Below are 12,411 nucleotides of genomic sequence, written 5' to 3' on the forward strand. Positions count from 1 at the left end.
TCAGTATTCACCAGCTTTTTATGAGTAAGATCCATGGCAAATCGCGACCACTTGGTCATCTGTGAGCATTGTGACTGCGTGTATGAAAAAGTTACCCTCGTCAACTATCAAACTTCCTATTGTTCGCGTTGCGATGGCGTGCTGCAGCGCTTTAACGGCCTGTCGATAGAGCAGCGTTTAGCGTTGACCTTTACCGCGGCGGTGCTGTGGGTTTTCGCCAATTTCTATCCAGTCATGAGTATCAACCTCCAAGGTATGAAAAGCAGCGCCACGTTATGGGATTCGATACTGGCCCTCAGCCTGGGACCGATCACGTTTATTGCCATGGTGGCGGCGATTGCCATCATCATCGCGCCAATTTTTCAGCTGCTTTTATTAATGTGGGTCTTGAGTTTCGCAGTAGCGAACAGACGTTCGCCGGCGTTCAAGCCGTGTATGCGCTGGCTGGAAACCCTCCGGCCCTGGAGCATGCTGGAAGTCTGCCTGTTGGGGGCGATGGTGGCGGTGTTCAAACTCGCAGGCTTGCTCGAGGTAATGCCCGGTATCGGCCTGTTTGCCCTGGCCGTGCTCAGCCTGATGATGATCCGCCTTGCCGGGCGTGATATTCGAGAATTGTGGGACATCCTATGAATGCGCCACCGACCTCCAGCGAACTCAACCTTTGCTTGTGTCATACCTGTGGCCGGGCCTGCGACTTGAGCAATCGTGCGCATCAATGCGACCGATGTGACGCTCCGCTGCACGAGCGAAAAATCAATTCTCTAACCCGAACCTGGGCTTACTTGCTGGCGTCGCTGGTGTTTTATATCCCGGCCAATCTGCTGCCGGTGATGAATACAACCATGCTCGGCTCCGGAGCCGACAGCACCATCATGAGCGGTGTGCTGGATTTCTGGCAGCACGGTGCCTGGGATATTGCCCTGATTATTTTCATCGCCAGCATCGCCGTACCGGGTATCAAATTCGTCGCCCTGACGTTGCTGCTGGTGACCGTGCAACGCAACAGCCAATGGGCGCGCAAGGAACGATCAAAACTGTACCGTTTCGTCGAGCTGATCGGCTATTGGTCCATGCTTGACGTGATTGTCGTCGCGCTGGTGGCAGCGTTGGTGAAGTTCCAGGCGCTGGGCGATATCGAGCCGCGCATGGGCATTCTATTTTTTGGCCTGGTGGTGATATTCACCATGCTGTCGGCGATGAGTTTCGATCCACGCCTGATCTGGGACAACCCACAAAACAAGGAGCAAAATTGATGACGCTGCAAGCCGCTGACGGCGCGAAAATCCCGGGTCAAGCCCCCATCAAAACCCGACGTTTCAGTGTATCGCTGGTGTGGATCGTGCCGATCGTTGCGGTGCTGGTAGGGATCTCGCTGGTGGTGCACAGCTTGATGCAGGAAGGACCGACCATCACTCTGAACTTCAAGACCGGCAGCGGTCTGACTGCGAACAAAACCGTGGTCAAGTACCGCAACGTGGTGATCGGAACAGTGTCCGACGTGGAATTGAGCGACGACCAGAAGAGTGTCAACGCCACCATCAAACTGGCCAAACAAGCCGAAAGTTTTACCCGCGAAGACTCGCAATTCTGGGTGGTGCGACCGCGTATCGGTGCTGGCGGCGTCTCGGGCATCGATACCCTGCTCTCTGGGGATTACATCGGCGCGGATATTGGACAGTCCAACGCTCGTGCGAAAAAATTTACGGGCCTCGAAAACCCGCCGCCGATTACCTATGGCGAGCCGGGCAAACGCTTCACCCTGCGCACCCAGAACCTGGGTTCGCTGGACATTGGCTCCCCCGTTTACTACCGCAAGATTCCAGTCGGCCAGGTGGTCGCCTATGCCCTGGATGCCGACGGCAAAGGGGTTAACATCGAAGTCTTCATTCATTCACCCAACGATGCCTACGTCACCGAAAACACCCGGTTCTGGAACGCCAGCGGGATTGATGTGAATGTCGGCGCCAATGGTTTTTCAGTGAAGACCGAGTCGCTGTCCTCCATATTGGTCGGCGGCATCGCCTTCCGTGCCCCGGAGTACAGCCCCAACGATGTACCCGCCACCGAAGAAAAAACTTTCGACCTGTTCGACGATCAACAAACCGCCCTCGCCCCGCCCAACGGCAAGCCGCAATACCTGAGCTTGCGTTTCGATCAGGCCTTGCGCGGGCTCAAGGTCGGTGCGCCGGTGGAATTCCTCGGCATCGAGGTCGGCAGGGTGGTCTCGGTCAATCTGGATTTCGACGCGAAAAAACGCAGCTTCCCGGTCAACGTCGGTATCGTGATCTACCCGCAACGACTGGGTCAGGCCCACGTCAAAATGCTTGAGGTCTTGAAGCATGACCCCAATGACGAAGCCGCTGGCGTTCGTCTGATGGGAACGTTCATTGAAAATGGTCTGCGCGCTCAGGCCCGCAGCGGCAACCTGTTGACCGGTCAGCTGTACATCTCGCTCGACTTCTACCCGAAAGCCGAGAAGGTCGTGTTCAACCCGACCGCTCGGCCCGTCACTATCCCGACCATTCCTGGCAGCCTTGAGCAGTTGCAGGAAAAACTCGAAAACATGGTTACCAAAATCAACGATCTGCCGATCGAACGCATTGCCGGCAATCTGGACAGCAACCTTGTCGAACTGCGTAAAGGTCTCGTTCAATTCAACGCCAAGACCCTGCCCGGCGTGCAGACCACCTTGGCGGACGTCAGCAAAACCTTGCAATCGGCCAATTCGACACTCGCCGAAGATTCGCCGCAACGGGAGCAGTTGACCCAGACCCTCGACGAACTCGGACGCATGTCGCGCTCCTTGCGAGAACTCTCAGACTACCTGGGCCGGAATCCGGAGTCGCTACTCCGCGGTCGTCCCGAAAATGCCGCGCCGATGGATCTGAAGGCCCCTCCACGCAACTGACTACAGGAGCAACACTCATGGTTTTTCCGCTGAAGATCAGCTTGGTCACTGCATTGTTGCTGCTCGCCGCTTGCCGCAGTGAGCCGATTCAATTCCACACCCTAATGCCGGCCCAGTTGAGCGGTAGTTCAAAGCCAGGCGCCGCGGATATCCGGATCGAAGGTATCAGCGTTCCGCCCCAGGTCGATCGCCCGCAGATTGTCATCCGCCAAGGAAACAGTGGCCTGGCCATTCTGGAAACCCAATGGTGGGCCGCGAGTCTGGTAGATGAATTGCGCAGTGCGTTGGTCGATCAACTGACCAACAGCTCGCCCCAGCGCAAACTGTCGGTGCGGCTGGACGTGCAGCGCTTTGACTCGATTCCCGACCAGTTCGCCTTGCTCGACGTGAAATGGCGCCTGCGCACAACAGGCGAAGCCAATAACTCGCTGATGACTTGCCGAACGACCCTTCGCTCGCCATCCGGCCCTACCATCGATGACTTGGTGATAGCTCACCAAGACAATGTAAAACGCCTGGCCGGGGTAATCAGTGAGGCTTCGGGCAGGACATCTGGTGACTGCCCCGTCGAACGGTAAAAAATGTTTTAAAGCCAGGAAACGGGGACTGATTTATTTTTTGCTGCGAATGCCAGCTTTGGCTCCAGGCTGTGTGAAAACTCCCGATGAAATTCAAGGTTTGCGTTACTACGCGAAATCATTGGAGTACTCCGAGGCGTAGCCGATGAGCTTTTTAGGATGTTCAGCTCTCAGTACCTATCGGTGCATCACCCAAAGCCTATCTCGACGCATCAAAAAAATTTGAACCGCTTTTGGACGCAGTCGCCTAATGATCAGCTTGTGGATAATCGCACAGGCAATGTGCCAATACCGGCATACTCCGAGAGGTGGTCAACGTGGCTAAAGACGAGAAGAAAAGCAAAGGTGACGCTTCGAACGCCAGCAAGGAATTGAAAGACAAAAAGTCATCACCGGCAAAGAAATCAGCTGCGGCCTCGGCTCTTTCAAAATCTTCCGACAAGAAAGACAAGAAAAAAGATGCCGAACCAACGAAATCTGCAAAAAAAGCTGATAGCAAGCCAGAAAAGGCTAAGAAATCAGCGAAGGCAGAAAAGCCGTCGAAAAAGAAAAAGTGACATTTGCTATCTGCTAGGGCTTTACGCCCTAGCATCCTCAGGCCGTGTTGCCTTCGATAGCTATCAATAGCCGTAAAATTTCAGGCTTGGTTAGTCACGTTTTGGTTGCAATCGCTAGCCCGGCGGTGACCTGCGGCCGAAGTAAGGAGCTTCACGCTGCAAAGTCACTCACCATCAATTGCGCTGCACCTGATGCCAGGAAATCCACAATTTTCCCTTCATGAACACAGCCGATATTGGGCCGTACCCCATCGCATAGAGAATCGTCATGTCTATCCGCCCTTTCACGCTCGCCATTACCAATGAGCAATTAGACGACCTTGATCGACGCCTGCGCTCTTCACGTTTGCCAGACACCTTGGCAGCGGACAGTTGGGATGACGGTACTAATGCGAGTTTTCTTGCGCGCCTCCTGGATTATTGGGGCAACCAATTTGATTGGCGCATTCATGAGCAGCGAATAAATCAATTGCCACAGTTCCTGGCGGAAATTGACGGCCAGGAGATTCATTTTCTGCACCAGCGTGGGATTGGGCCCAAGACTATGCCACTGATAATTACCCACGGCTGGCCCGGCTCTTTCTTAGAGATGGAACGGTTACTACCGCTTCTAACCGATCCTGCGAAATACGGAGGTCATGCCTCGGATGCCTTTGATGTAGTCGTGCCATCTCTACCAGGCTACGGTTGCTCTCCTGCTCCGACCAAAGCGGGTATCAGCTCCAGGCAAATCGCAGGACTATGGGCATCGTTGATGGGAGAACTGGGCTACGATCGATTTGGCGCTCAGGGAGGAGATATCGGTGCTGGTGTATCAATGTGGCTCGCTCGTAACTTCGGCCCCAACTTGATAGGTGCCCATCTCAATTATATCCCGGGTAGTTTCAGGCCATCTCTAGGGGGGACCCAAGACGCCTTGAGCGAAGAAGAACAGGATTTTCTGAATCGAAGCAGCCAATTCGCGGCGACCGAAGGAGCTTACGCTGCTTTGCACGGTACGAAACCTCAAACCCTGGCTTTCGCACTTGCAGACTCGCCAGCGGGTCTTGCTGCGTGGATTGTCGAAAAATTCCACTCATGGGTAGATCATCCCGACGATCTTGAACAAGTGGTGCCGTTTGACTCTCTCCTCAGCGACATAGCGCTTTATTGGTTCAGCGGGAGCATTCAAGCAACCTTGAGGCTATACAAGGAAAATCGACTTGATCCGCTCGTTTTCCAAGACAACGAGCGAGTGGAGACTCCGTTGGGTGTGGCGTTATTTCCCAAAGAGCTGCCCATGCCACCACGCAGCTGGGTCGAGCGCGTATTTCATGTCCACCGATGGGAGCATATGGCGCGTGGCGGTCATTTCGCAGCGCTGGAGCAGCCCGAAATCCTTGCTGAAGAGATCAGGGCATTCTTTAGACCTTTTAGGAGCTAGATCCAGAAAAAAAAAGGGCGCCTTATTGGGCCCGTGATTCCTTCCGGCAGACTGTTTCACATTTAAAACAATTCGTTATTCCCCGACGCTCAGCGTTACTTGAAAAAGCACCGCCTCCTCGCAAATCCGAGCCTCGACAGGCAGCAATCGGCCCGAAATCCGAGATTGCGTGCGGCGCCGCTCGGTGAAAACGAATGCGTACTGCTATTAACTATAATAAATACTTCCATTGATTCTAATGCATCTATATTGGCGGACTAGTATCAAGGCAACGAGCAAATGCTCTTGAATATATATGTGCAAGATTGAGTTATCGCCAGATAATATGGCGGTTCGACGTAAGCAATATTAATCATATGAGGCACAAAACATAATACTTGGTAGAGTTTTTTGTCGATCATGAAGATCAAGAAAGTTCCACTACTTTTCATAATTCATGAAGGATCTTTCAATCATGTACGAAAAAATTCTGGCCAGGCTGGGCGGCTTTGCCATTACCGCATTTTTCCTCAGCGCAGGCTGCTGCGTCGCTGGGGATGATGTAGAAAACAGGATCAGGGCTGTCGTGGACGCGGCTATCCGGCCGGTTATCCAAGAGTATGGCATTCCTGGCATGGCGGTGGCCGTGACACTCCACGGGAAGCAGTATTACTTCAACTACGGCGTCATCTCCATGGAGGAAGGGAAGCCGAAAGTTACCGAGGAGACGATTTTCGAGATCGGCGCGATTAGTCAAACCTTCACGGCGACCCTCGCATCCTACGCGCAGGAAATCGGAAAGCTCTCCCTGTCTGATCCCACCAGCCAATACCTGCCTTCGCTGCGTGGCAGGAGTCTCGACAACATCAGCCTGCTCGATCTTGGAACCTACACGGCCGGCGGTCTGCCGCGGCGGTTTCCGAGCGATGTGGACAGTCACGAAAAGATGATCGGTTATTATAAAAACTGGCAACCGATCCATGCCGCCGGAACAACCAGGCTCTACTCGAACCCGAGCATCGGTCTGCTCGGCTATCTGACCGCCGAGAGCATGGGGGAGCCTTTTGAAGATCTACTGGAAAAGAGGCTGTTTCCGATGCTCGGCCTGAAGCAAAGTTACGTCAGGGTCCCTCAAGCGCAGATGAGTCATTACGCGTACGGCTATAGCAATGAGGGCGTACCGTCCAGGATGGTCCCAGGTGTTCTGTATGCCGAGGGTTATGGCGTGAAATCCAGCTCGGCGGACATGATTCATTTCGTCGAGGCAAACATGCAGGGGGTGGACCTGGATGAGCCTCTGCAACGTGCGATCACTGCAACGCATACAGGCTACTACAAGGTCGCAGATATGACGCAGGGCTTGGGATGGGAGTTTTACCCACTCCCGATAGAGCTCGACCGCTTGCTCGCGGGCAACTCGTACCCAATGCTCCTTGAGGCCCATGAAATTACCCGGCTCAACCCTCCGCTGCCACCGCAGGGTAACGTGCTCATCAACAAGCCAGGCATGACGGACGGTTTCGGCGCCTATGTGGCCTTTGTTCCAGCCAAGAGCATGGGCATCGTGACGCTGGCGAACAAGAACTATCCCCTCCCTGCGAAGGTGAAAGCCGCCCATGAAGTATTGACTGCCCTGGATACTCGGATTGGCTCGAGTGCACGTCAGTGAGCGCTTGATACCGACTGTCCCTTAAACCTGTCAGCGAGCGGATATTGCTCCAGCTAACGTCGCATAAGACTAGGGTGAATGAGCAGTTCCATTCATGGGCGGAGTTCATCGCATGGCATATGACGCAAACATCAACACACGCTTCAAGGATGAAACTGATGGGCTGACTGGCGAATACTGGGTGGAATTCTTGCCGGACGGTACTCCCATACTGATTCGTGAGTTGGCAGAGTCTGATCGAGAGCGGGATTTAGCCTTTTTCAACGAGCTGGGCAAAAGCAAACCGCATTTTCATTTTCTTGCCTCGTTCAGCAATCTGGTAGAACCCCACGACCAGCTCATGGACATCAATCTGCACAATCGCATGGCCTACATTGCTCTGGCATACGAAAGCAACCAGCTCATTGAAATCGGTACCGCGCGTTACGGGGCATACGAAGGCGATGCTCATTGCGAGTTCGCCGTTGCTGTTGGTGACCGGTGGCAACGACGGGGTGTCGCCACTGCGCTGTTACAACATTTGATGGACACCGCAACACGCCAGGGCTTCAGCAAAATCTCTTCAATGGATTCGTCAGGTAACGAGCCGATGCACGGCTTGGCCATGAGTATGGGATTTACCAGCAGAAACGATGACCAGCATGGTCCGCAGATTTTTCATGAGTATATTTTAGCGCCCTAGTTTTATAAGGCCAGTGATCGACCAGCACGGCCTGGCGCCGAATGGCGCGGCGGATAAATCCGTGGCCGTGACTGTTTCCACGCTGACGGGTAGATAAGTCAGGTTCCCAGCCCCTTTACCCCTCCGATTTAGCTTTACCTGTCGTCCCCTTTGTCAAAGGCATAGAACGGCCAGCCCTTCAGAAAACGTTCATTCCAACAACGAAACCAATCGCGATTCAATCAAGCCCTTATGCACTTCAAGTAACGCCAACGCAACCGGCAACTTGAACCGCCGCGGCCCCGCGCTGCCCGGGTTGAGGAATAGACGTTCGCCGCGCCACTCAATGCGTGGCTTATGGGAATGCCCGGTAATTACCAGCATTGTGCCTGCATCAAGCAGGGCCGGGACGTCGGCCATGTCATGGACCAGCAGAGTCTGCCAGCCATTGAGGTCGAAACTCAGGTGGTCAGCGAAGTGTTCTGCCCAAGGCAACGCCAGGTCAGTATTCCCACGCACGACATGCAGGGGCGCAATCGACGCCAGTTGTTCGATGATTTCCGGTTTGCCGATGTCGCCGGCGTGAATGATCCGTTCACAGCCCTGCAATGCCACGAGGGCTTCAGCGCGGAGCAAGCCGTGGGTATCGGAGATCACGCCAACTATCATGCAAGGCTCCAGGCCAGATTCAAGAATGAACACAGGGTTCAGGCGGCCAAGGCTAGCGTGCAGCGCGCCGGGTACTCGCGAATGCACTCGTGCCAAGCCAGCGCCATAGGTTTTCCGAGTCCTGCACTGCGCCGTCTACACGCAGCTCTCGCGACTGAAGCACCTCCTGCGGTGTGCGGTCGCCCGCCCACACTTCGGTCAACGCGCGTACGCTGGAGTCGACAACGAGCGTCAATTCACGCCCGGGATCGTCGCGGCACAGGTCTGCCACACCCTGTTCGACCACGAGCCACCACTCTTGCTCGCCGGACCGCGCGTCGCGGAATTTGAACTGGATGATTACCGGCCGGGACGGAAAAGTCTCGAGGCGCACGAACCGGCGTACATCCCACATCAGCAGGCCCGCGTCGAGTTGGTCGTCGCGCAGGCGACTGCCGATCCAGCGCGCGCCCCAATGCCCCAGCGCCATGATGATGGGGCGCAATTCCTCGCCCGCTTCGGTCAGGCTGTACTCCCAGACTTTTCCAACAGCCGTGCGATGCACGACACCGATTTCTTCCAGATGGCGCAGCCGCTGTGCCAGCAAGCCGGTGGACATTCGGGGTACGCCACGGTGCAGTTCATTGAAGCGTTTGCTCCCACACAGAAGTTCGCGCACCACCAACGGTGTCCAGCGCTCGCACAGTGCTTCCGCACCGCGCGCGACCGTGCAGAACTGACCGTAGCTTTCGTCCATCGCCTGCTCTCCCATCGCTGCAACGCTTCAGATTCTGAACTAGCCCCGCGACTTCGCCACGCGCACGCTGAAGCCTCCGACAGTCAACCGCCCCAGGAGAACGCCATGACCAAGATAGCCATCATTCAGCGCCCGCCCGTGCTGCTCGATCGCAGTGCGACGATCGCCCGGGCCGTGCAATCGGTCGCTGAGGCCGCGGCGGCGGGAGCCTCGCTGATTGTTTTACCCGAATCGTTCATTCCAGGTTACCCGTCGTGGATCTGGCGACTGGCCGCGGGAAAGGACGGGGCGGTAATGGGTCAGTTGCACGCGCGGCTGCTGGCCAACGCCGTCGATATCGCCAACGGTGACCTGAGCCAATTGTGCGAGGTGGCCCGCGTCCACGCGGTGACGATCGTGTGCGGCATCAATGAATGCGACCGGCGCAATGGTGGCGGCACGCTCTATAACAGCGTAGTCGTTATCGGCGCGAGCGGCGCCGTGCTCAACCGACACCGCAAGCTGATGCCAACCAATCCCGAGCGCATGGTGCATGGCTTTGGTGATGCAACCGGGTTGCGTCCGGTCGATACACCGGTCGGCCGCGTGGGCGCGCTCATCTGCTGGGAAAACTACATGCCGCTGGCGCGCTATTCACTGTATGCCCAAGGGGTGGAAATCTACGTCGCACCCACGTATGACACCGGCGAGGGTTGGATCAGCACGATGCGTCACATTGCACTCGAAGGCCGTTGCTGGGTGCTCGGCAGTGGCACCGCGCTGCGCGGCAGTGACATACCCGATGACTTCCCGTCTCGCGCACAACTGTTTGCCGATCCGGACGAGTGGATCAACGACGGCGACTCGGTGGTGGTCAATCCTCAAGGCCGGATCGTGGCCGGTCCATTGCACCGAGAGGCAGGCATTCTGTATGCGGACATCGACGTCTCACTCGTGGCGCCAGCGCGGCGGGCGCTCGACGTCACCGGGCACTATGCGCGCCCGGACATTTTCGAACTGCAGGTGCGGCGCACTCCGGCGACAGCGGTGCGCTATATCGACGGGTGAAGGTCCTGCCATATTCGGCGGCATCGCCTGACCATTGATCAAGGCGTGATTCCATGAACATTGAACGGTCTTACAAAGGCAGTTGTTTTTGCGGTGCAGTCGAGTTCACCGTCAGCGGTGAGCCGGCCGGGATGGGCTATCGCCATTACGAGTCGTGCCGGCATTGGTCAGCGGGGCCGGTCAATGCCTTCACGCTGTGGAAACCCGAGGCGGTGCAAGTGACTCGGGGTGCCGACAACATCGGCACCTACAACAAGACACCACAGAGTTACCGCAAGTGGTGCACGACTTTGCGGCGGGCATCGCGGCGGGCATCTCTTCACCGAGCATCCGGGGATGGGGCTATTGAACAGCTGCAAGGCCCGGTTAATTTGGTGCTGCACTCCGACCAGGGTTGGCAATACCAACAGCCCCGATACCGGCATGCCCTGAAGGATCGAGGCATAAAGCAAAGCATGTCGAGAAAGGGGAACTGCTTGGACAATGCGGTAATAGAGAGCTTTTTCGGAACGCAGAAGTCCGAGTTTTTCTACCTCAACCGTTTTGAAAGCATAGAAGAACTCCAAACGGGCCTGGACAAGTACATCCGTTACTACAACCATGACCGAATCAAATCGAAGCTCGGCGGACTGAGCCCTGTGGAATGCAGAACACGATCCGCTGGCTAGCGACAAAGACCGTCCAACATTTGGGGGTCAGTTCAGGTTCAGGCGCTACCCCGTATGCCTGCCTGGACATAAGCAACCAGAAACCGACCCTATCAATGCCATCGATGTTCACAATCACATCAATGAAGTTCTCTTAAAAAATCCGCGGCGTAACATTGGCTCCATACCAACCAACAACACCCCGGAGCACACGATCATGAAACGCCAAACCATCCTCAGCATCGCTTTCTCGATCTTTGCAGTTAACGCTTTCGCCGCCACTTCTGCTCAACCTGTAGTCGCTGAAGGCGGCTCGGATCGTCTGATTGAAAGCCGTGTGGCTGAAGGTGGTTCGGATCGTTTGATCCAGAATCGTGTGGCTGAAGGCGGTTCGGATCGCCTGATCGAAAATCGCGTTGCTCCCGATGGTTCGGACCGACTGCAAGGCAACACCGTTGCTGCCGATGGGTCGGATCGTCTGCAAGGCAACACTGTCGCTGCCGATGGCTCCGACCGCCTGCAAGGCAACACCGTCGCTGCCGATGGTTCCGACCGCCTGCAAGGCAACACCGTCGCTGCCGATGGTTCCGACCGCCTGCAAGGCAACACCGTCGCTGCCGATGGTTCCGACCGCCTGCAAGGCAACACCGTCGCCTGAATCCATCGCCTCACCGCGCCAAAAACAAGCCCGGCCTGATCAGCCGGGCTTTTTCGTGTTCACTGCATTTCATCCTGCATGATGTGAAGCAATACTCACACACCGTCTATCAAGGCACCGCACCCACCTTGTTCACCGGCAATCCAGGTTCAGGGTTTCTACCATTCTCCATGGCAGCCACCAGGTCCTTGGCGCCCGCTCCTCATTTGGAGATGACTTTGAACGTATCGATGACCGTACAAACGGGACGATTTATTTTTAACTTAAACTCATGAACAAAAATGTGAAGGCAATCATGATAGAAGGTGCCAAGCAATTGCCAAGACCCCAATGAAATTGGGGACAAGCAACTAGTTCCAATGTGAAATTAAATGCGAAGCAGGCTCCCGGCGGAGCTCCGACGTTGGTCGTGAAACGATAACGCGTATAACCCCATACCTGCGGTACCCTTGGATTTTTTCGCGAGCAAGCTCACTCCTTCACTGGCATGACGGAGTTACCTACATGGAAGTTTCCAGCCAATTGCAACCTGCAGAATGCACAGGAATGGAGGACATCAGACGCGAGATCGATGCCCTCGACCAAGCCGTTATCAAGCTGTTGGGCAGGCGTTTTCAGTACGTGCTTGCTGCTTCGAAATTCAAGACCTCTGCGGCGTCGGTGCGTGCCCAGGAGCGATTCGATACCATGCTGGCGACACGTCGTGAATGGGCTGAGGCAGAAGGTCTGAGCCCGGATGCAATCGAAAAGATGTATAGCGATTTGGTTAAGCATTTTATTGCCGAGGAGATGAAACACTGGTCGGCGCAATTGTCCAAAACCTGATTCCCGTGCATTCACCGAAGGCGCCTTTTACCTTGACTACGCCGTAAACAAATT

At 55.5% G+C, this 12,411-nt stretch carries 14 protein-coding genes; 12 read left to right on the forward strand and 2 right to left on the reverse strand.

The window, feature by feature from the left end; translation table 11 throughout:
* Window positions 1-33: 33 nt before the first annotated feature.
* The 8 genes from ACA058_RS19845 (at window position 34) to ACA058_RS19880 (ending at window position 7,796) form a co-directional block, all read left to right on the forward strand.
* Complete coding sequence (locus ACA058_RS19845) at window positions 34-630, forward strand: paraquat-inducible protein A (protein WP_497635547.1); 597 nt, start codon at window positions 34-36, stop codon at window positions 628-630.
* The gene (locus tag ACA058_RS19850; protein ID WP_497635548.1) at window positions 627-1,253 is read left to right on the forward strand and encodes a paraquat-inducible protein A; all 627 of its coding nucleotides are present in this window, start codon (window positions 627-629) and stop codon (window positions 1,251-1,253) included. Before ACA058_RS19845 ends, ACA058_RS19850 begins: the two co-directional genes overlap by 4 nt.
* The gene (locus ACA058_RS19855) at window positions 1,253-2,908 is read left to right on the forward strand and encodes a PqiB family protein (protein WP_497635549.1); all 1,656 of its coding nucleotides are present in this window, start codon (window positions 1,253-1,255) and stop codon (window positions 2,906-2,908) included. Before ACA058_RS19850 ends, ACA058_RS19855 begins: the two co-directional genes overlap by 1 nt.
* Window positions 2,909-2,925: 17 nt before the next feature.
* Complete coding sequence (locus ACA058_RS19860; protein WP_497635550.1) at window positions 2,926-3,486, forward strand: PqiC family protein; 561 nt, start codon at window positions 2,926-2,928, stop codon at window positions 3,484-3,486.
* Window positions 3,487-3,794: 308 nt separating this feature from the next.
* Window positions 3,795-4,043 carry a hypothetical protein gene (locus ACA058_RS19865; protein WP_497635551.1) on the forward strand — a complete coding sequence of 83 codons (249 nt, stop codon included), beginning with the start codon at window positions 3,795-3,797 and terminating at the stop codon, window positions 4,041-4,043.
* A gap of 268 nt (window positions 4,044-4,311) precedes the next feature.
* Window positions 4,312-5,466 (forward strand): epoxide hydrolase family protein, encoded by a 1,155-nt coding sequence (locus ACA058_RS19870; RefSeq protein WP_497635552.1) that lies wholly within the window; start codon window positions 4,312-4,314, stop codon window positions 5,464-5,466.
* Window positions 5,467-5,920: 454 nt separating this feature from the next.
* Complete coding sequence (gene ampC, locus ACA058_RS19875) at window positions 5,921-7,114, forward strand: class C beta-lactamase (RefSeq protein WP_497635553.1); 1,194 nt, start codon at window positions 5,921-5,923, stop codon at window positions 7,112-7,114.
* 112 nt (window positions 7,115-7,226) lie between these two features.
* The gene (locus tag ACA058_RS19880) at window positions 7,227-7,796 is read left to right on the forward strand and encodes a GNAT family N-acetyltransferase (RefSeq protein WP_497635554.1); all 570 of its coding nucleotides are present in this window, start codon (window positions 7,227-7,229) and stop codon (window positions 7,794-7,796) included.
* A gap of 189 nt (window positions 7,797-7,985) precedes the next feature.
* Here ACA058_RS19880 and ACA058_RS19885 read toward each other — a convergent pair whose 3' ends face one another.
* On the reverse strand, window positions 7,986-8,444 hold the full coding sequence (locus ACA058_RS19885; protein ID WP_497635555.1) for a metallophosphoesterase family protein: 459 nt from the start codon (window positions 8,442-8,444) through the stop codon (window positions 7,986-7,988).
* 52 nt (window positions 8,445-8,496) lie between these two features.
* Window positions 8,497-9,180, reverse strand: a complete 684-nt coding sequence (locus ACA058_RS19890) for a winged helix-turn-helix transcriptional regulator (protein WP_497635556.1) — start codon at window positions 9,178-9,180, stop codon at window positions 8,497-8,499.
* A 105-nt stretch (window positions 9,181-9,285) separates the two neighbouring features.
* Here ACA058_RS19890 and ACA058_RS19895 point away from each other — a divergent pair, with 105 nt between their 5' ends.
* From ACA058_RS19895 to ACA058_RS19910, 4 genes are all read left to right on the forward strand, one after another.
* Window positions 9,286-10,227: a carbon-nitrogen hydrolase family protein gene (locus ACA058_RS19895; RefSeq protein WP_497635557.1), complete on the forward strand. Its 942-nt coding sequence runs from the start codon at window positions 9,286-9,288 to the stop codon at window positions 10,225-10,227.
* Window positions 10,228-10,517: 290 nt separating this feature from the next.
* Window positions 10,518-10,895 carry a transposase gene (locus ACA058_RS19900; protein WP_497639970.1) on the forward strand — a complete coding sequence of 126 codons (378 nt, stop codon included), beginning with the start codon at window positions 10,518-10,520 and terminating at the stop codon, window positions 10,893-10,895.
* A 196-nt stretch (window positions 10,896-11,091) separates the two neighbouring features.
* Window positions 11,092-11,532, forward strand: a complete 441-nt coding sequence (locus ACA058_RS19905; RefSeq protein ID WP_497635558.1) for a hypothetical protein — start codon at window positions 11,092-11,094, stop codon at window positions 11,530-11,532.
* Window positions 11,533-12,036: 504 nt separating this feature from the next.
* On the forward strand, window positions 12,037-12,357 hold the full coding sequence (locus ACA058_RS19910; protein WP_497635559.1) for an isochorismate lyase: 321 nt from the start codon (window positions 12,037-12,039) through the stop codon (window positions 12,355-12,357).
* Window positions 12,358-12,411: the final 54 nt, after the last annotated feature.

Source organism: Pseudomonas sp. LBUM1649, from assembly GCF_059716155.1.